This window comes from Maritimibacter sp. UBA3975 (genome assembly GCF_002384975.1).
Classification (GTDB): Bacteria; Pseudomonadota; Alphaproteobacteria; order Rhodobacterales; family Rhodobacteraceae; genus Maritimibacter.
Map to the genome: position 1 here is coordinate 1000752 of NZ_DGCP01000009.1, position 18833 is coordinate 1019584.

Annotated in this window: 17 protein-coding genes; 4 read left to right on the forward strand and 13 right to left on the reverse strand. The window is 64.5% G+C overall.

The window, feature by feature from the left end:
- Positions 1 to 25: 25 nt before the first annotated feature.
- From boxB to B2585_RS10110, 13 genes are all read right to left on the reverse strand, one after another.
- Positions 26 to 1477: a benzoyl-CoA 2,3-epoxidase subunit BoxB gene (gene boxB, locus B2585_RS10050; protein WP_292022568.1), complete on the reverse strand. Its 1452-nt coding sequence runs from the start codon at positions 1475 to 1477 to the stop codon at positions 26 to 28.
- 54 nt (positions 1478 to 1531) lie between these two features.
- Entirely contained in the window at positions 1532 to 3190 is a 1659-nt protein-coding gene (gene boxC, locus B2585_RS10055) for a 2,3-epoxybenzoyl-CoA dihydrolase (RefSeq protein ID WP_292022570.1), read from the reverse strand.
- A gap of 135 nt (positions 3191 to 3325) precedes the next feature.
- Positions 3326 to 3685 (reverse strand): DUF309 domain-containing protein, encoded by a 360-nt coding sequence (locus tag B2585_RS10060; protein ID WP_292022572.1) that lies wholly within the window; start codon positions 3683 to 3685, stop codon positions 3326 to 3328.
- The gene (locus B2585_RS10065; protein ID WP_292022574.1) at positions 3682 to 4494 is read right to left on the reverse strand and encodes an alpha/beta fold hydrolase; all 813 of its coding nucleotides are present in this window, start codon (positions 4492 to 4494) and stop codon (positions 3682 to 3684) included. Before B2585_RS10065 ends, B2585_RS10060 begins: the two co-directional genes overlap by 4 nt.
- A complete protein-coding gene (locus B2585_RS10070) occupies positions 4494 to 6029 on the reverse strand; it encodes a benzoate-CoA ligase family protein (RefSeq protein ID WP_292022576.1) in 1536 nt (511 codons plus the stop codon). The genes B2585_RS10065 and B2585_RS10070 overlap by 1 nt, the downstream gene beginning before the upstream one ends.
- 39 nt (positions 6030 to 6068) lie before the next feature.
- Positions 6069 to 6536: a DUF4863 family protein gene (locus B2585_RS10075; RefSeq protein WP_292022578.1), complete on the reverse strand. Its 468-nt coding sequence runs from the start codon at positions 6534 to 6536 to the stop codon at positions 6069 to 6071.
- Between the two features lie 163 nt (positions 6537 to 6699).
- A complete protein-coding gene (locus B2585_RS10080; RefSeq protein ID WP_292022580.1) occupies positions 6700 to 8292 on the reverse strand; it encodes an acyl-CoA dehydrogenase family protein in 1593 nt (530 codons plus the stop codon).
- Between the two features lie 7 nt (positions 8293 to 8299).
- On the reverse strand, positions 8300 to 10108 hold the full coding sequence (locus tag B2585_RS10085) for a feruloyl-CoA synthase (RefSeq protein WP_292022582.1): 1809 nt from the start codon (positions 10106 to 10108) through the stop codon (positions 8300 to 8302).
- A 3-nt stretch (positions 10109 to 10111) separates the two neighbouring features.
- Entirely contained in the window at positions 10112 to 10585 is a 474-nt protein-coding gene (locus B2585_RS10090) for a MarR family winged helix-turn-helix transcriptional regulator (protein ID WP_292022583.1), read from the reverse strand.
- Positions 10586 to 10589: 4 nt separating this feature from the next.
- A complete protein-coding gene (locus B2585_RS10095) occupies positions 10590 to 11360 on the reverse strand; it encodes a crotonase/enoyl-CoA hydratase family protein (protein WP_292022586.1) in 771 nt (256 codons plus the stop codon).
- A gap of 77 nt (positions 11361 to 11437) precedes the next feature.
- Positions 11438 to 12934, reverse strand: a complete 1497-nt coding sequence (locus B2585_RS10100; protein ID WP_292022588.1) for a TRAP transporter large permease — start codon at positions 12932 to 12934, stop codon at positions 11438 to 11440.
- On the reverse strand, positions 12931 to 13440 hold the full coding sequence (locus B2585_RS10105; protein WP_292022590.1) for a TRAP transporter small permease: 510 nt from the start codon (positions 13438 to 13440) through the stop codon (positions 12931 to 12933). Before B2585_RS10105 ends, B2585_RS10100 begins: the two co-directional genes overlap by 4 nt.
- A gap of 74 nt (positions 13441 to 13514) precedes the next feature.
- Positions 13515 to 14570, reverse strand: coding sequence for a TRAP transporter substrate-binding protein (locus tag B2585_RS10110; RefSeq protein WP_292022592.1), 1056 nt, complete (start codon positions 14568 to 14570; stop codon positions 13515 to 13517).
- Positions 14571 to 15016: 446 nt separating this feature from the next.
- Between B2585_RS10110 and B2585_RS10115 the strand changes: the two genes are divergently transcribed.
- The 4 genes from B2585_RS10115 to B2585_RS10130 all read left to right on the forward strand — a co-directional run bounded on the left by B2585_RS10115 (position 15017) and on the right by B2585_RS10130 (position 18826).
- Positions 15017 to 15685, forward strand: coding sequence for a hypothetical protein (locus B2585_RS10115; RefSeq protein WP_292022593.1), 669 nt, complete (start codon positions 15017 to 15019; stop codon positions 15683 to 15685).
- 19 nt (positions 15686 to 15704) lie between these two features.
- Positions 15705 to 16778: a GNAT family N-acetyltransferase gene (locus tag B2585_RS10120; RefSeq protein WP_292022595.1), complete on the forward strand. Its 1074-nt coding sequence runs from the start codon at positions 15705 to 15707 to the stop codon at positions 16776 to 16778.
- Between the two features lie 148 nt (positions 16779 to 16926).
- On the forward strand, positions 16927 to 17715 hold the full coding sequence (locus B2585_RS10125) for an RraA family protein (protein ID WP_292022597.1): 789 nt from the start codon (positions 16927 to 16929) through the stop codon (positions 17713 to 17715).
- The gene (locus B2585_RS10130; protein WP_292022599.1) at positions 17708 to 18826 is read left to right on the forward strand and encodes a hypothetical protein; all 1119 of its coding nucleotides are present in this window, start codon (positions 17708 to 17710) and stop codon (positions 18824 to 18826) included. Before B2585_RS10125 ends, B2585_RS10130 begins: the two co-directional genes overlap by 8 nt.
- Positions 18827 to 18833 lie beyond the last annotated feature (7 nt).

The window sequence follows — 18833 nt, forward strand, 5'->3', positions numbered from 1 at the left end:
GTCTCCCCCCATCCTACACCATTGCTTATGCCATGTGCAGCTTCACGTATTCGAAGTCGCCCGGCTTGTTGTCGATGCCCACTTTCGGCGGCGCGATCCAGCTGGCGAACTTGCCCGGCTCGGTCACGGGAACCATGAGCGACTGGATGAAATCGCCGTCGGCATGGGTCGGCAGCCAATTGGGGATGCCCGCGTCGTATTCGGCACCCGAGACCATCTTGCCCTCCGGATCGAAGTTATGGCCCGAGAAGACGCCGATCTTGCGGTTGAAGCTCTCGTGCGGGAGCTTCAGCTCGAACTGAACGCCGGCCTTTTCGATGATCTTGTTCCAGCGGCCCACGCCACCGGCCGCATCCTTGATGTAGTCGTCGCGCAGACGCATGTTGATGGCCGTCAGCGCCGGGACTTCTTTCTGCACGGCCTTGCCGTCCTCGAAATCCCACACGGTATAGGTCGCGTCCTTGAGCTGGTGATCGTCGTCGATCCGGTGCTCGTGGAAGCGGCCCTTGATCCCTGCGTTGAACGCGTTGGCGGCGTTCGTCGACACTTCCTGGCCGAACAGGTCGAGCGACAGGGTGTAGTGCAGGTTGAGCTTCTTCTGGATCGTCGGCAGGTCGATGACACCGAGCGAACGGATCTTGTCCACCTCATACGGGTCTTCGATGCCGTTCTCGCGCATGACCTGACAGGTCTTTTCGACCGTGCGGCCCACGCCGGTTTCGCCCACGAACATGTGGTGCGCTTCCTCGGTCAGCATGAAGCGGCAGGTGCGCGACAGCGGGTCGAAGCCCGACTGCGCCAGCGATTCGAGCTGCATTTTGCCGTCGCGGTCGGTGAAGTAGGTGAACATGAAGAACGACAGCCAGTCCGGCGTTTCCTCGTTGAACGCGCCCAGCATACGCGGCGCTTCCTCGGAGCCCGAGGAGCGGACCAGCAGGTCGTTGGCCTCTTCGCGCCCGTCACGGCCGAAGTATTTCTGGAGCAGGTAGACCATCGCCCAGAGGTGACGCCCCTCTTCCACGTTCACCTGGAACAGGTTGCGCATGTCATAGAGCGACGGCGCGGTGAGGCCGAGGAACCGCTGCTGCTCGACCGAGCCCGGCTCGGTGTCGCCCTGAATGACGATCAGACGCTTGAGCATGTTGCGGTATTCGCCCGGCACTTCCTGCCAAGCGGCCTGGCCGAAATGCTCACCGCAGGGGATCTTGCGATCCTCGACCTGCGGGGCCAGCAGAACGCCCCAGCGGTATTCCGGCATCTTCACATAGTCGAACTTGGCCCAGCCCTTGGGATCGACCGACACGGCGGTGCGCAGGTAGACCATCGACTTCTGGAATTTCTCGGGGATGAGATCGTTCCACCAGTTGATGTAGCCCGGATGCCATTTCTCGAGCGCCTTCAAGACCTTACGGTCCGAGGACAGCCCGACGTTGTTCGGGATCTGCGTGTCGTAGCTGACATTGATGAGGTCGACCATTTGTCTCTCCCTGTGGGTTTGGGGCAGGCACGATAGCCTGCCCTGCAAATTCTGTTAGACGCGTTCCATGTTGTATTTGCCGCGCACGCCGGTGCCGTAGCTTTGCAGCGCCCCATCGGCGCCAACGGCATTCGGGCGGTTGAAGATCCAGTTCTGCCAGGCCGTGAGGCGGCCGAAGATCCGGGTCTCCATCGTCTCGGGACCGGCGAAGCGCAGGTTGGCCTCCATCCCGGTCATCGCGTCGGGGCTGAACGAGGCGCGCTCTTCCATGAAGATGCGGATTTCGTCGTCCCAGTCGATATCGTCGAGGATCATGGTGACGAGGCCAAGCTCGTCGGCCTCTTCCGCCTCCAGCGCCTCGCCGATGCTCTCACGCGCCTTGTCCACGCTCTCCGGCTCACCATAGAAGCGGGTTTCGAGCCGGGTCAGGTCATTGCCCATCGGGTAGCGCCCGAAGTTCGACTCGCTCAGCGTGATGGTGGCGGTCGGGCGGTTGTCGCCCTCGAACTCGTCTTCCATCATGTAGGTGCGGTCGACCGAGAACAGGATTTCCGCCAGCACGCCCGCATAGCACGACCCATGCTCCACCAGCGCGGTGAGCGAGCGGGAGGTCACGTCGATGCGCTTGAGCACGCGCTTCCAGAACTTGAGGATCTCGTTGGCAAGCCAGTGGTCGTCATTGGCGAGCAGCAGGTCCTCATGGGCCTTCACCTGCTCCGGATCGCCCTGCGTGCGGAACACCCACAGGCCCTGCTCCATTTCGTTGAGCCGCAGGTGCATGATGGCGTCGTCCAGCTCGCGTGCCAGCTTGAGCATGTAGCCGTCCGCGCCCTGCGACACGACCTCGTCCATCGACGCCGGAGCGTCGGCATCGGGGCCGGAGAGCGTGATCGTCGCCTTGCGGCCTTCGCGGTCGATCTCGACCTCGACGAGGTCGTAATGCACGCCCTTGTCGTCGATGGTGCGGTTGAGCGGGGTCAGCTCAATGCCCGTTTCGGCGTCGGCCTTGGCGGAATTGGCCGCGAATTCACGCGCCCGCTCCATCACCGTGTCGGCGAATTTCGAGTTCGGAACCACCTCGTCCACAAGGCGCCAGTCCAGTGCGCGCTTGCCCTTGATGCCCTCTTCGATGGAGCAGAAGATATCGGCCCGGTCCCGGCGCACCTTGCGCTTGTCGGTAACGCGGGTCAGGCCCCCGGTGCCCGGCAGAACCGCAAGAAGCGGCACTTCTGGCAGCGCGACCGAGGTGGTCGAGTCGTCGGTGAGCATGATGTAGTTGCAGGCCAGCGCGAGCTCGTAGCCACCACCGGCGCAAGCGCCCTTCACGGCCGCGATCCACTTCTGGCCCGAGTCGTCCTCGGCGGCCTCGAAGGTGTTGCGCGTCTCGTTGGTGAACTTGCAGAAGTTGACCTTGTGGCTGTGGGCAGCGCCCCCCAGCATCCGGATATTGGCCCCGGCGCAGAACACCTGATCCTTGCCGGACTTCATCACGACGGTCTTCACTTCCGGGTGTTCGAAGCGCATCCGCTGCACGACGTCGGAGAGCTCGATGTCCACGCCGAGGTCGTAGGAGTTCAGCTTGAGCTTGTAGCCGTCGAAAAGGCCGGCGTCTTCGTCCACATCCATGATGACGGTGGCCACGGGGCCGTCGTATTCCACCTTCCAGTGGCGGTACTTGGACGGGTCGGTCTGAAAGTCGATCACCTTGCTCACGGCTGGGTCTCCTTGTTCGCGTGGGTAGCAACATAGTGCGTGTTCATTGCCGAGTCTACCGCATGTTGCATTATAGTGCTAATTTTTCTTTGCTTACTTTTCAATGCCTTGCAAAATAGCATTCCCGTTTATGCACTATTTTGCACCATTTGCCGGGCCTGATTCCAACGCCTCCAGCTCCCGCCAGGCCCAGTCCACCCGTTCGCCCTGCCCGGCGCGCCCAAGATGCTCACGCACCATCGTGGCGATGCGGGTCGCGGCGCGGGGCTGGCCCGTCACCCGCTTGAGGTTACCGTTGGCGAGCTGGATCGCCGCCTGAAGCAGCGACTTCTCCGGCGAATTGGGTGCGGCCTCCATCCAGACCGGCTCCCACGCCTCATGCGCTTCCCAGAAGTAGCCCGCGCGATACTGCGCGAGTCCCTCCGCCCAGCCGGGGGCGATAGAGCCCTCGGGCGGGCGGGCGTTGCGCCCCGGGATGTGGGGCGCGGGCGTCACAGCCCCTCGGGCTCGGCGGCTTCCATCTGGTCGAGGCGTTCGCAGAACTCGGTGATCGCCGCGAGCGTGTCCTCCGGCTGCTCCAGATGCGGCGCGTGTTTGGCCCCCTCGATGATCGCGATATCGGCGGGCGAGTAGGTCCGCGTCTCGATCTCCTCGATCTGGGCGAGCGTACCGTACTGGTCGTCACGGCCTTGAATGGCGAGGCAGGGAATACGCCAGTAGTCGATGACCTCGGCCACATTCCACTCCTTGAACCCCGGCGCGAGCCAGCTGTCATTCCAGCCCCGGAAGGTGTTGTCCGGATCGCGGTGATAGCGCGCCATCTTCTCGCGCATGTCGGTGGTTTCATAGGCTTCGCCCGCCTTGGCGATCTCGGCCAGCCCCATCTCTTCCGTGAAGAAATGCGGCGCGATGAGGATCAGGCCGCGAACCCGAACGTCTGACACCCGCCCCGCGTATTCGGCGGCGATGGTCGCCCCGTCGGAATGGCCCATGAGGATGAACCCCTCCGCCCCGATCTGGTCGAGCACGTCGGGAAGCACGTCCACCGCCTCGCGCGTCATGTAGTCGAGCGGGCGCGGCAGGTCGGCAAGGTCGGACTGGCCATAGCCCGCGCGGGAAAAGACGAAGACCGGATGCCCCGTCGCCTGGGCCACCTTCGCCGGAACGTCGCGCCACAGCGCGGTGCAGCCCAGCCCCTCGTGCAGCATCACGATCACCGGCTTGTCGCCGGGCTTCGGCCCGTGAACGGCGTATTCCAGTTGCTTGCCACCAGCGGCGACGAAGCCGTCACTCCAGTCGAGCATCAGTGCGTCTCCCTCAGCTTGAAGCGCTGGATCTTGCCGGTCGCCGTCTTGGGCAATTCGTCGACGATGTCGATCCAGCGCGGGTATTTCCACATGCCGATCTTCTCTTTTACGAAGTCCTTGATGTCCTCCGGCGTCGGCGCATCGACGCCTTCCTTGAGGACGATAAAGGCGGCGGGTTTGGTCAGGTCTTTCTCATCCTCGCGCGCCACCACGGCGGCCTCGAGCACTGATGGGTGGTCGATCAGGGCCTGTTCCACCTCGAACGGCGAGACCCAGATGCCGGACACCTTGAACATGTCGTCGGTGCGCCCGCAGTAAACGAAGCGGCCCTCCGGCGTCTGCTGATACTTGTCGCCGGTGCGGGTCCAGTGGCCCTGAAACGTGTCCTGCGACTTGTAGCGGCGGTTCCAGTAGCCCTCGGCGCTGGACGGCCCGCGCACGAGCAACTCGCCCACCTCGCCCTCCGGCACGTCCTCGTCATGTTCATCCACGAGCCGGACCTCATAGCCCGGAACGGCTTTGCCGGACGTGCCGTAGACGATGTCGCCGGGGGCGTTGGACAGGAAGATGTGGAGCATTTCGGTGGACCCGACCCCGTCGATGATCTGCGCCTTCCACAGCCGTTCCCACCGTTCCCCGATCTCGCGCGGGAGCGCTTCGCCAGCCGAGGTGCAGATGCGCACGGTGTGCGCGGGCTCCGTCCCGGCCTTTTCCTGTGCGGCGACCATCGCGGCATAGAGCGTCGGGACGGCGCAGAAGACCGTAGGCTTTTCATCCGCGAGGATGGCCGTCACGCCGTCTGGCGTCGGGCGGCCGCCCAGCAGGATCGAAGTCGCCCCGACGGACAGCGGAAAGGACATGCCGTTGCCGAGGCCATAGGCGAAGAAGAGTTTGGCGACGGAGTAGACCGTATCGTCCTCGCGGATGCCAAGAACCTGCGTCGCGAAAGTATCGCAGGTCGCCTTGAGCGAAGAATGAATGTGACGCACGCCCTTGGGGGTGCCGGTGGACCCGGAGGAATAGAGCCAGAAGGCAAGCTCGTCACCTGAGGCCTCGCAGGTTTCCTCGACCGGCGCGTCGGCCATGAAATCGGTATAACTTTCAGTGCCTTCCGGGGCCTCACCGATCACGACGACGGTGCGCAGATAGCGGTTGCCCTCCACCGCCGGCTTGACGGTATCCCAAAGCTGAGCGCTCACGACGAGGATCGAGGCGCGGCTGTCGGTCAGGATCGCCTCATAGACGCTGGCGGACAGGAGCGTGTTGAGCGGAACCGGGATCGCGCCGGCCTTGAGCGAGCCCCAGAAGACCACGGGAAACTCGATCTGGTCGCGCACGATCATCGCGACACGCTCTTCGCGCCGAACCCCGTGTTTGTGGAGCGCACCGGCCCAGCGGCCCGCCTGTTCGTGCAGGTCGCCGTAGGTCAGGGTGCGCTTGTCGCCGTCCGCCTCGCGAAACGCGGGCTTGTCGGCGCGGCCCTCGTCGATGTGCCGGTCCACGAAATAGACGGCTGCATTCTCGTTGGTCATGTGATCCTCCCAGACGGACGCCTCCCGCGCCCAGACCCGTTATTTCCCTGTAAATTCAATGGCGCCCTCGGGGAGCAGGTAGAGGACATAGGCGTCACCCCCGCTCACCGTCGGATGATGGTCGGACCCCGGCGGGTAAACGTACCAGCCCGGTTCGAAGTCGTCGAATTTGGGGCTTCCGGCGAGCGGGAAGATCGCCCCGATCTCGCCCGTCGTGTGGACGTGATGCGGGCCTTTGACGTCCTTCATGCGCACCACGTCGACCGAGAAGCTGCCAGCCGCCCCGCCCGGTTTGATCGGACGGCCGAACTTGATGCCCCCCGCCTCGCGGCTCATCAGCCAACCGTCGCGCTCGCCATCGGCGCAGAGCTCGGAAAGTCGTTTGAATTCAACGCTGTCGGTTGGATACTCGCGGTTCAGGAACGCGGCCATATCGTCATCGAGCGGCACGCCTTCGAGACGGGCGGCGATCCCGCCTATCAGCATGGAAAACTCTTCTGCGGACATCCATTCCTCCCTGGTCATCAGCCGTGAGTCGTTTGTGCAGTATTTTGCACAATAGCACACACAGATCAACAGGCTCTGCGGTGTATTGCACTTTATTGCATATGCCGGGATGTGCACACGGCGTATGACTCCTGTACATACGCCGTGCATACGATTGCTGTATTCAGGCCGCCGTCATCTCGGCAAGGTCGGCTTCGGTCCGGGCCGATTGGCGGGCGACGAGGGCGGCCACGCGCCGGATGCGGTCCGGGTCCGGGTGGTGATCGGCGGCCGCCGCCATGCGCGCCCACATCGCCTGCTCCAGAACGCGGGAGGTGAGGCGGATGAAGGGCGTCGCGATCTGGCCCGGATCGACGCCGGTTTCCAGATGCCCGCGCGCCGCCTCCCACGCGGTCAGAGCGCGGTCGAGCGCAGGGCCGCCATCGACGCCTTTCACGAAATCGACGAAGGCGTCCATCGCCGCGCCGTTTTCCAGCCGCAAGAGCCGTGCCGCGACACCCATCGCGTGAATGCCCGAGGCACCCTCATAGATCGCGGCGATGCGCAGGTCGCGGTAGGTCTGTTCGATCCGGTATTCGGAGAGATAGCCGTAGCCGCCCAGCACCTGCATCCCGGTTTCGGCGGCGCGCAGGCCCTGCTCGGAGGCATACCATTTGATGACATGGGTCAGCAGCTCCAGAAGCCACGGGTTGTCGCCCGACTCCAGCGTCACGAGGGCGAGGTGGGTCATGGCACGGGCGCCCATCGCGATGGCGTCGATCTCGTCCAGCATCCGGCGCACGTCGCCGTGCTTGTCGATGGTCACGGGGCCATCGGGGCCTTTGCCCTGCACACGGTCGGCAGCGTAGGAGGACGCGATGTCATAGGCGCGGGACGCATGGGCCACGCCTTGGAGCGCCACGTCGACGCGGGCGTGGTTCATCACCTCGAACATTGCCTTGAGCCCCTGCCCTTCGGCACCGATGAGCTCCGCCTCGGCCCCGTCGAAGGCGAGCTGGCAGGTGGGCTGAAGGTGGAGGCCCATCTTTTCCTCGATCCGGGTGACGTTGACCGCGTTGCGGCTGCCGTCGGCGCGATCAGAGAGGCAGGCGAAAAGCGAGAGGCCCTTAACGCCGCTGTCCATCTCACCCGTGCGGGCAAGGACCATGTAGAGCACACCCCGGGACATGTCCTGGTCGCCGCCGGAGATGAAGATCTTTTCGCCGGTGATGCGCCAGACGTCGCCATCCGGCACCGCACGGGTACGGATACGCCCGAGGTCGGAGCCGGCGCCGGGTTCGGTCAGGGCCATCGTGCCGAGGTAGTCGCCGGAGGCCAGCAGCGGGAGATATTTCGCCTTCTGCGCCTCGGTCCCGAAGTTCTGAAACACCCGGTTGTGGCCAACGGCGAGCGAGACGAGCATCTGGAAGGCGTGATTGGCGCCCATCAGGATTTCGTGGACCACGCCGCCGGTCACGCCGTCGACGCCCATGCCGCCGTGCTCTTCGGGCAGCATGAGGCCGGGCCAGCCGCCCTCGACATACTGCGCGAACATCTGTTTCACGGCGTCGGGCAGGACCACGCGCCCGTCGACCAGCTTTGCCCCGATCCGATCCCCGACCTCGTCCGTCGGTGCGATGACATCCTCGGCAAAGGACGCGAAGTGCTGCGCGATCTCGCGCGACATGTCGGCGTCGTAGTCGGCCACACAGTCGGCATCGACCACATGGTTCAGGATGAAGAAAATGTCGTCGAGCGGAGCGGCGAAGGGTTTCATGGTGGCCTCAGATGGTGATCGTCGCGGGGTCGGCGTCGTCGTAGAGCCGGTCGAGCAGCGCGCTTCTGCGGTCGAGCACCTTCCGGTAGTTCAGGTTGCCCTTGGCGGTCATTTCGCCCTCACCCATGTTGGGCGGCTCTTCCAGAACGATGGCGCGACCAATGCGCGAGGACGATCCGGACACCTCGCCCGCCCGGGTGGCGAGGCGGCGGCGCACGTCGGATTGCAGCGCCGCGTTGATGAGCGCACCGTTGTCTGAATCGAACGAATAGCCCTCTTTTTCCAACTCAGCGACGTTCGGGAATATCATGATTCCGATTTCATTCTTGTCCGCGCCGGTGATGACGATGTCCTGCGCGAGCGGTCCGATACAGGCCAGCATGTCGAGCCGAAGCTGCCCCGCGCGCACCCATGTGCCGGTGAGCAGTTTGAAGTCCTCGGAAATGCGGCCGTCGAATTGCAGGCCCATGTCGCGATTGTCCGGGTCCACGAATTTCATCGCATCGCCGGTGAGGAAGAAGCCCTCGTCATCGAACGCCTCGGCGGTCTTTTCCGGGTTATCGAGGTAGCCGGTAAAGATCGACGGACCCTTCACGCGGACCTCGCAGCGCATGTCGTCGTCCGGGATCAGCTTGACCTCGACACCCGGCAGCGGGACGCCGACGATGCCTGAGCGCGTGGTCGGTTCATGCTGGAGGAGGGCGGCCGGCGCGGTTTCGGTCAGGCCCCAGGAGGAGTTCATCAGCGGCAGGTCGCCGCGCACGTCATGCGCCGCATCCTCGATCCCCTTCCAGACGTCCTGCGGGAGCGAGGCACCGGCGTAGAAGATCATGTCGAGTTCGGCGAAGTAGCTTTGCTTGAGGGCGTCGTCGGTCTGCATCGCCTTGACCAGACCGGCGAAGCCCACGGGGACGTTGAAGCTGATGGTCGGGGAGACGAGCTTCAGGTTCTCGACCGTGCGCGAGATGAGCGCGGGGGTCGGCTTGCCGTCATCGACGTAAAGCGTGCCGCCATTGGCGAGGATCATGTTGAAGTTGTGCGAGCCGCCGAAGACATGGTTCCACGGCAGCCAGTCGACCAGCACCGGGGGGCGCGTTTTCAGGAAGGGCAGCGCGGAGGCGAGCTGCGCCTGATTGGTCGTCATCATCCGGTTGGTGGTCGGCACGCCCTTGGGGGCCGAGGTGGAGCCGGAGGTGAGGAGAATCTTGCCGACCGTGTCGGGGCCGGTCGCGGCGAAGGCGGAATCCACATCGGCGCTTGCGTCGCCTTTGACGAGGTCGGCGAAGGGCGTGACCTTGTCGTTCTTGCCCGGGTTGGAGGCGACCAGTTCGATCCCGTCGAAGATGTCGAGCGCGAGCGCCTCGGCATATTGATCGGCATCGACGGTGTAGGCCATGCGCGGACGGGTCATTTCGACCGCGTGGCGCAGGCGGCCGTGGGCGCCGTGGATCAGGGCGTATTGCTCGGCCACCGGCACGATCGGCACGCCGACATATTGGCCCGCCAGCGCGAGGAGGCCGTGGTCGACGCCGTTGCCGGACATGACGAGCACCGGCGTCGAGGCGTTCAGGCCCCGGGCCAGCAGGGCGGCAGCGATGGCGCGGACCTGTTCCAGCGCTTGCGAATAGGAAACCTCCCGCCAGCCCGCGCCGTAGCGCTCGGCAAGGAAGGTGCGGTCGGGCGCGGCCCCGGCCCAGTGGTGGAGCCAGTCGCCGGTGCGGTCCGCGACGGGGCCGAGCGGGTCGGCGGCGCGGTAGATCATGGTCCCGTCGTCGCGGGTCTCGATCGTCGTGGCGTGGGCTTTGTATTTCGACATGGGTCAGCTCCTCCCTGTCCCGGTGGATTCAATGCGCCGGAACGCGGCGATCAGGGTGGCCCGGTCGGCCTCGCCCAGATCGGCGTAGAGCGCGCTTTCGTGGTCGTGGACGGCGGTGGTCGCGCGGGCGAGCAGGCTCGCGCCGGACGCCGTGAGACGCAGCGCGTAGGTGCGCCGGTCCGAGGGCACGCGTTCGCGCGTCACCAACCCGCGCGAGGCGAGTTCGTCGGTGACGGGCACGAGGTTCGGGCGCTCGACCGACAGCGCGGTCGCGAGTTGCGCCTGACTCAGCCCCGGATTGTCACCGATCACGGCCAGCGCCGAGAAGGTGATCATGCGCAGGTCGTGCGGTTCGAGCGTCGCGGTCAGGTCCGCGTGGATCACGTTCCACGCGCGGCGCAGGTTGAAGCCCAGGAAGGGGCGCAGCGCCGCGTCGGTGACCGTCTTGGCCGTGTCTGTGTCCTCCCTCACTGACATGGCCTTACCGGAAACTCGGGTCGCGTTTCTGAAGGAAGGCCTGCAACCCCTCGACCGCGTGGGGGCTGGTCTGGGTGAGCGCGGCGCAGAGGCTTTCGGTGAACAGGCCGTCCGCCTTGGACATATCCTCGATCCGCGACAGGGCCTGGATCATGACGTAGTTCGAGAGCGGCGCGTTGTCCGCGATCTTGCGGGCAAGCTCCTGCGCCAGCGCCAGCGCCTCGCCCTCGCCGACGGAATAATGCGCGAGGCCGAGCGCCTTGCCCTCGTCCGCCCCGTATTTGCGGCCGGTGAGCATCATCTCGATCATCCGGTCGGCCCCGAGGATGCGGCCCACACGCACGCTTGCGCCGCCGCCGACGAATATCCCGCGTCGCCCTTCGGGCAGTTGGAAGATCGTCGAAGGTTCCGCGATGCGCACATGCGTCGAGGTGGCGAGTTCCAGACCGCCGCCGATCACCGCGCCGAACATGGCCGATACGACCGGCAGACCGCCATACTGGATCTTGTCCATGATCGCGTGCCAGCCGCGCGAATGGCGCATCGTGCCCTCGGCGTCGCGCTGTTCGTGTTCGGCGAGGTCGAGGCCGGAGCAATAGTGCCCCTCGGTCCCGGTCAGAACCACGGCTTTCACGCCCTCGGGCGGATTAGAGAAGAAATCGTCCAGCGCCGCCAGCAGCTTGTCCGACATGGCGTTGCGCTTGCCCGGACGGTTCATCGTGACGGTGGCCACACCGTCGTCCGACAGATCGACCTTGATGATATCGTCGCTCATGTCTGAAATGCTCCTTATTCGTTATGACTCGTATCTATCGTGCCGTGCAAATACCGCTCGGACCGCCCTGCCCCCGATCACATGATCAGGAACAGGGTGATGGCCGGGAATGCGACCAGCAGGGCCACCCGGATGAGGTCGGAGGTGATGAAGAACATCACGGCCTTGTAGGTTTCGACAATCGGGGTCTGCCGGTCCATCGCGTTGATGATGAACAGGATCATGCCCACCGGCGGCGTGATGAGCCCGGTCTCGACCACGATCAGCACGAGGATGCCGAACCAGATCGCTGTGTATTCAAGGCCGATGGCATTGGCGCGCAGTTCGGTCAGGCGCACGCCCACCTCGGCCGAGAGCTTGCGTGGCACTTCCTCGCCCGCGGCCATGAGGGCATTTATCTGACTCATCACATCCTGCGCGACCCCTTCGGCCGCGCCCGACGCTATGGCGTCGCGGATCATGTCGTGCTGCATCGTGACGAAATCGACCATGCCGAAGTCCAGCACCGAGATGATCGGGTAGAAGATCGGGATGGTGAGCAGGATCATGGACAGCGAGTCCATGAGGCAGCCCAGAAGCAGGTAGAACACGAGGATGATGATCAGCACCGTGTAGGGTGCGAACCCCTGATCGGCGACCCAGCTCGCCGCCGTCTGCGGCACCTGGCTGACCGCGAGGAAGCCGTTGTAGAACGCCGCCCCCAGAACGATGAAGAAGATCATCGCGGTCGAGCGTGCGGTGGCCGTGAACGAACCGAGCAGCGACTGGAAGTTCAGACCGCCGTTGGAAAAAGCGATGATCGCGGTGCCCAGCGCACCGACGGCCGCACCTTCGGTCGGGGTGAAGAGGCCGCCATAGATACCGCCCACGACAAGCGCGAAGACCAGCATGACCGGCCAGACGTCGATCATGGCCCGGAACCGCTCGCCCATCGGGACGGGCGGGCGCACGCCAGCCGATTTCGGGAACAGGCGCACATAGATCGAGATCACGATGATATAGCCGAGTGCGGCGAGGATGCCGGGCACGATGGCCGCGGCAAACAGCTTGGCGATGTTCTGTTCGGCGAGGATCGCGTAGATCACCAGCACGATGGACGGCGGGATCAGGATGCCCAGCGTGCCGCCCGCGGCCAGCGTCGCCGTTGAAAACCCGCCGGAATAGCCATAGCGCTTGAGTTCCGGAAGCGCGACGCGCCCCATCGTGGCCGCCGTGGCGAGCGAGGAGCCGCAGATCGCGCCGAAGCCCGCACAGGCGCCGATGGACGCCATCGCGACACCGCCCTTGCGGTGCCCGAGCCAGCTTTCAGCCGCCCGGAACAGCGAAGTGCTCATCCCGCCCAGCGTCGCGAAATGGCCCATCAGCAGGAACATCGGCACGATGGACAGCGAATAGGACGAAAACGTCGTGTAGGTCTCGGTCTTGAGGCGCGCGAGCGCGATGTCGAAGCCGCCGTTGATGAGGCCGAGCCCCGCAAAGCCCGCGATGAACATGGCGAGCCCGATCGGCACGCGCAAAAAGATCAGGACGAGGAGCGCCGGGAAAGACCACAGGCCAATCTCGATATTGGTCATACTTCGCCCCCCTCGACGGCGATTGTCTTGCCGGTCGCGGCTTCGGTCACTTTGACCAAGGCATGCCAAACCCCCACCACGCCGCCGACGACGGCGGCCGCGAAGGCGGCGGCATAGCCCCACCAGACCGGAAACTGCAAAAGCAGGGTCGTCTGACCCGACCGCAGCTTGCTTTGAAACCCGCCCAGAAGCTGGACGGCGATGATGACGAGGACGATGGCAAAGACCACTTCGATGATCGCGATCAGCCAGGCCTGCGTCTTGTTGCCCAGCGAGTTGGTGAAGATATCGACGGTCGCATGGGCGCCGGTCATCTGCGCATAGGGCAGGAAGGCGAAGATGCAAAAGGCCATGCCGGCCTCGACGATCTCATAGTCTCCGGTCACGGCGCCGAGGCCGGTTTCCCGGCCGATGATCGACGCGACGATCAGGATGATGAGCACGCTCAGGACGAAACCGCCCACGATCGCCAAAGCTTTTGACAGGCCAAGAAAGAAGCTGTTCATGAGATCCCCTGTTTCAGGTCCGGGTCAGACGAAAAACGCGCGGCGAAACCCGTTCGCCGCGCGCCTGTGTTGGCTTATTGACCGTAGACGTCGATGGAGGCCATGTCTTCGCCGCACTGCTCCATGAGCATCTTGGCTTCGTCGATCAGCTCCTGACCGTTCTCCATGCTGGAGGCCCATTCTTCGTACATCGGGCTCACGATCGGATCCCAGGCCGCTTTCGCGTCTTCTTCCGAAACGGTGATGATGTTGTTGCCGAGGTCGACGGCGACCTGACGGGCCGGGCCGTCGGCATCCGCTTGCGTGCCACCCGCAAAGACCGAGAATTCGAGGCCGGAGTTGGCGTCGATGACGGCTTTGTTCTCGTCGGACAGGCCTTCGTAGACCTCTTTGTTCATCGCGAGGACGAAGGTGAGGTTATAGAGCGCCGCGCCTTCGAATTCCGTGTGGTTGGTCACGAGTTCCGGCACTTTCAGCGCGTAGGTGACTTCCCACGGAATGGTCGTGCCGTCGAGAACACCCTTGGACAGGCCTTCGGCGATGGCCGGGACCGGCATGCCGATCGGCTCGGCGCCGACGCGGGTCAGCAGGTTGTTCACGAGGCGCGAACCGCCGCGGATTTTCATGCCTTCGAGATCGGCGGGTGTTTCGACCGGCTCGGCGGTGTGGAACATGCCGGGGCCGTGGACCCAGGTGCCGATGATGTGGACGTCGGAAAACTCGCCGTCCTTCATGTGCTCGTCGAACATTTTCGAGTAGGCGCAGGACGCCTCGCGCGCATCTTCGACCATGAACGGCAGTTCAAAGACTTCGGTGGTCGGGAAACGGCCCGGCGTGTAGCCGACGACGGTCCAGACGATATCGGCGATGCCGTCGATTGCCTGATCCATCAGCTCCGGCGGGGTGCCGCCAAGCGCCATCGACGCGTAGCGCTCGACCTCGATGCGGCCTTCGGACTGTTCTTCGACATTGTCGGCCCAGACGTCGAGCACGTCCTTCGGGACGTTGGCCTGCGCGGGCAGGAACTGGTGCAGTTTCAGCGTGACTTCCTGCGCGGATGCCGCACCGGCCACGAGGGCCGACAGCGCGACGCCGGTCGCAAGTGCCTTGAGCGTTTTACCTTGGGTCATTGATTCTCCTCCCATTGACCTGATGTGGCATTATAGTGCCACTATCGCGGATTGCATGACATATATTGCCACCGAATGCCACCCTGAACTGCCGGATACTGGTGTTTTTCAGCTCTGAGTGCGGTGGCGCGTCGGGCAGATAGATATAACGTATACCGATTTCACGCAATACCCGTCTCGCCCGACACGGCGGGTCGATGCATTCCCAACGGTTGTGCCATTTGGGGCCGGGGATCAAGTACCTTTTTCGACCCACCGGTTGGTGAATTCATTTGACCTCTGTGACCTCACATCGTCGCCGGGACCGAAACAGTCGGTCAGATTTGTCGCCACATGAGCCGGAGAGGAAACAAAAACGTAAATAATTCAGTGTATTAATTGACTTTGCGGGCGGTTTTGGGCCACTCATTTCACGGGGGCGCCGGTTTGCAAGGGAACCTGCTGCCATGTTCAATTACGATCCATCCGCATTCCGGACGGCTCTTGCCGAGGAAGGCTACGTCCACCTCAAGGGTCTTCTCAGCGACGATTTCGTGCGCGGGCTTCAGGACCTGTTCGACGCGGCGTTGACCGGCGGCGACACGGAAAGCGCCGAGTGGCGCATCTCGAAGAAGAAACGGCAGTTCGTGTTCGACTTTCCGTCGACCGAGGCCGCCGAGACCTTCCGCACCGGCATGGCTGCACTGACGGGCATCCCGGCGGGCGACCTCACCATCTCCGAGCGTCACATCAAGCTTTATGAGCCAGAAGCCGATCCCTACCCTGCCCCGCACAAGGACCGTGCGGCGTCGTTCTATTCCATCGGCCTGCCGATCCGACTGTCCGAGGGTTCGTCGGTCTGTGTCTTTCCCGACCTCGACCCCGGCCCGAATACCGAAGAGCGCGCTGTGTTCCTCGAACCCGCTGAGGGGCAGGCCCCCGCTGATCTCTATTCCTCCGATGACGCGCGTATTCTGAACGAGCAGGTCGGCGACGTGATCGTGTTCCTGGGCTCCGGCCTTTACCACGAACGGATGAAGGCCGCCGGAACGGCCGTCCTTTACATCAAGGTCAACGGCGAAGGCGACGACCCGCTGGGCGAGAATATCTACGCCCGCGACAACGTCACGGCCTGAGCGGACGGGAGCGCCGACGATGCAGGTGGATATCATCCGTCCGGACGAGATCGACACGGATGTCGAGGTCGCGTGGCGTGGCTTTCAGGCCTCGGACCCGGACTTGCGCAGCCCGTTCTTCACGCCGGAGTTCTGCCGAATCGTGGGCGCGGTACGGGCGGATACGCGGGTTGCGGTGTTGCACGAAGGCGGTGATATCGCCTGTATCTTCGCCTATCAGCATCAGCGCTTCGGACGGCTCGCGCCACTAGCGGGCCAGATCTCCGATTACCACGGCTTTCTCGCCCGGCCAGAGACGACGATCGACATGGGCCTTATCCTGCGGGCCGCTGGCGCGCAGGCCTATGACTACAACCACGCGCCGAAGTCGCAGCAGAGCTTTGCCGCACAGGCGTTCCGCGAAACGACGTCGCCGCTCGTCGACCTGTCGCATGGGTTCCAGAGCTGGTTCGATGCCAAGAATGCAGAGACCCGTGCGGTCCGCGACCTTGGTCGCAAGGCGCGCAAACTCGCCCGCGAGAACGGTGAGCTTCGGCTCGTCGCGAACGACCTGTCGGAAGATGCCTGGGCGCAGTTCCTGGACTGGAAGCGCGAGTCGCTTGCGGCGCAGGGCGCGTCCTTCATCCTCGACGTGCCCTGGGCCCGCGACATCGCCCGGATGGTCCGAGAGACCGACACGCCGGGGCTCGGCGGCATGACGTCATCCCTTTATGCCGGCGACACGCTCGTCGCCGTGCATTTCGGGATGCGCACGGACAAGACCCTGCACTGGTGGTTCCCGGCCTACTCGAACGAACACCGCAATGTCTCACCGGGACTGGTTCAGATCGTGGAAGTGCTGCGCCACCTCGACGCCGCGGGGATGACCGAGCTCGACTTCGGGCGGGGCGACCAGCGATACAAGCTCGACCTGATGAACGGCGCGCGCAGGCTGGTCGAAGGCTCGCTCGAACGCCCCATCAGCCCGTTGGGCGCGCCGCGGCGGATTCGCAAGAGCCTCCAGTCGATGCTCGCAAGGCTTCCGGGCCCTGCGGTGCCCGAGTTCACACGGCGGGCTGGGGACAGGATTCTGGGTGCCGGACGGATCTCATGACGGATTTCCGTTGCCGAAACGCGTTCAGTGCTGGGTACGGCCCATGACTGTCTCAGATACCGCAACATACTGAATATTTTGAAGTTTATCCTTCGGCCCACCCAACAGAGGTGGTAAGGTAAACCACCATACTTTGGGGAACAGGATCATGGATTTCCGCGACATTGACGTGCGTAGCGATACGAGTAAGGACAACGTTTCGTCGAAATTCCTGAAACCGGGTGCGACCAACTCGCTGCCCAAATCGGCCGACATATCACCCGGTCCCGGATTCATGGTGCGAACGCGTTTCGACCGACCCGACGCCGATGTGGTCGCGGGCTTCGAACACTTCGAGTCCACCGACATTTCCGACAGCCTCAACCGGCTCTATGCGATGGGTCCGGGGATACACAACGTGGTCAACGACGCGCCGCTCTGCGGCCCCGTCTGCACGGTCAAGGTCTATCCCGGCGACAACCTGATGGTGCACAAGATCCTCGACATCGCCCAACCCGGCGACGTGGTTGTGGTCGACGGATCAGGCAGCATGAACGCGGCGCTGATCGGAGACCTCGTGTCGAACAAGGCCCGCCATCGCGGCATCCAGGGTTTCATCATCGACGGACTGGTGCGCGACCTGCCCGGCCTGCGTGAATGCGGCCTGCCGATCTATGCGCGCGGCGTGACCCCGTTCGGCCCGCTCCATCGCGGACCGGGCGAGATCAACTATCCGGTCGCCTGCGGCGGGATCGTGGTCAATCCGGGCGACATCGTGCGTGCCGATCCGTCCGGCGTGGCCGTGGTGCCGCGCGACTGGGCGCCGGAAATCCTCAAGCGCCTTCGCGCGGGTGAAGAAAAACTGGCCGCCTACACCGCGAACGTGAAACGCGGTGTCTTTTCGAACGCCTGGGTCGATGACCAACTGGAGGCCGCAGGCTGCATTTTCGATGACTAGAACCGTCACACCGACGGCCGGCGGCGCGGGCTTTCTGCCCGACCTCGACCGGCTGCGCCGCGCTGCGCGGCTCCATCGCCTGCCCGATGCGCTGAACGTGCTCAAACGGCGGCGGCTTGCACCCGTGAGCCGCCGGTTTTACCGCGAGATGTGGCAGGCCGCGGCGGACAACATCGGCGCGACCTGCCGCCCGGTCGGGCCCGGCCTGACCCGGATCGACCGGGACGGGTACGCCACCTTCGTGGAAGGTTCGGACCTGATGCTCGACAGCGCCGTGACCCTGTCCATGATCGGCGACCGGGAGGTGAGCTTTGAACTGATCGCGGGCCACGGCATCCGCACGCCCGCCTACAGGGTCTTCGACCGGGCACGGGCGCGGGAGGCGGAGGCGTTCCTCGCGGCGACGGGTGGCCCCGTGGTGGTGAAGCCCCTGCGCGGGACCGGCGGCGGGCGTGGCGTGACGACCGGCGTGGATACACCCGAACGGTTGCGGCGGGCCATCCGCCGCGCGGCCCGGTTCGGACGCGACCTCGTGGTCGAGGAGCAGGTGCCGGGCGACTATTACCGCCTGACCTATCTCGACGGCGACCTGATCGACGCGGTGCGTCGCGACCCGCCGGCCCTCGTCGGCACCGGCGACAAGACGATCCGCCACCTCGTCGCGCGGGAGAATGACCGCCGTTTGAACGGGCCGGTTCCCACGGCTTTGAGCCCGCTCCTGATCGACGCGGATATGCGCAACCGGCTGGCCGAGGACGGGCGGCGCCTGTCCGATGTGCCGGCCCGGGGCGAGACGGTCGTGGTCAAGCGCGCGGTGAACGAGAATGCGGCGGCGCAGAACCATTCGGTTCAGGGTCAGGTGCCCGAGGCGACGGCGGCCCGGCTGGGCCAGCTTGTCACCGACCTTGGCCTGCGCTTCGCGGGCGTCGACCTGATGACCCCCGACCTCGCCACACCTCTTGGACCTGAAGGGCCCGTGGTGATCGAGATCAACGGAAACCCCGGCCTGCATCACCATGTCCTCGTCGCGAACCCCACTCAGGCGGTTCCGGTGCCGCGGATCGTGCTCGAACACCTGTTCGCGAACCGCGTGGGCGTGGTGCGGCCGTGAAGCATCG

Excerpts from the sequence above, each read along its gene's own strand:
- boxB (WP_292022568.1), bottom strand. The coding sequence starts at position 1,477 with ATGGTCGACCTCATCAATGTCAGCTACGACACGCAGATCCCGAACAAC.
- B2585_RS10065 (WP_292022574.1), bottom strand. The coding sequence starts at position 4,494 with ATGCTCGACTGGAGTGACGGCTTCGTCGCCGCTGGTGGCAAGCAACTG.
- B2585_RS10070 (WP_292022576.1), bottom strand. The coding sequence starts at position 6,029 with ATGACCAACGAGAATGCAGCCGTCTATTTCGTGGACCGGCACATCGAC.
- B2585_RS10075 (WP_292022578.1), bottom strand. The coding sequence starts at position 6,536 with ATGTCCGCAGAAGAGTTTTCCATGCTGATAGGCGGGATCGCCGCCCGT.
- B2585_RS10080 (WP_292022580.1), bottom strand. The coding sequence starts at position 8,292 with ATGAAACCCTTCGCCGCTCCGCTCGACGACATTTTCTTCATCCTGAAC.
- B2585_RS10085 (WP_292022582.1), bottom strand. The coding sequence starts at position 10,108 with ATGTCGAAATACAAAGCCCACGCCACGACGATCGAGACCCGCGACGAC.
- B2585_RS10090 (WP_292022583.1), bottom strand. The coding sequence starts at position 10,585 with ATGTCAGTGAGGGAGGACACAGACACGGCCAAGACGGTCACCGACGCG.
- B2585_RS10095 (WP_292022586.1), bottom strand. The coding sequence starts at position 11,360 with ATGAGCGACGATATCATCAAGGTCGATCTGTCGGACGACGGTGTGGCC.
- B2585_RS10100 (WP_292022588.1), bottom strand. The coding sequence starts at position 12,934 with ATGACCAATATCGAGATTGGCCTGTGGTCTTTCCCGGCGCTCCTCGTC.
- B2585_RS10105 (WP_292022590.1), bottom strand. The coding sequence starts at position 13,440 with ATGAACAGCTTCTTTCTTGGCCTGTCAAAAGCTTTGGCGATCGTGGGC.
- B2585_RS10110 (WP_292022592.1), bottom strand. The coding sequence starts at position 14,570 with ATGACCCAAGGTAAAACGCTCAAGGCACTTGCGACCGGCGTCGCGCTG.
- B2585_RS10115 (WP_292022593.1), top strand. The coding sequence starts at position 15,017 with ATGTTCAATTACGATCCATCCGCATTCCGGACGGCTCTTGCCGAGGAA.
- B2585_RS10120 (WP_292022595.1), top strand. The coding sequence starts at position 15,705 with ATGCAGGTGGATATCATCCGTCCGGACGAGATCGACACGGATGTCGAG.
- B2585_RS10125 (WP_292022597.1), top strand. The coding sequence starts at position 16,927 with ATGGATTTCCGCGACATTGACGTGCGTAGCGATACGAGTAAGGACAAC.
- B2585_RS10130 (WP_292022599.1), top strand. The coding sequence starts at position 17,708 with ATGACTAGAACCGTCACACCGACGGCCGGCGGCGCGGGCTTTCTGCCC.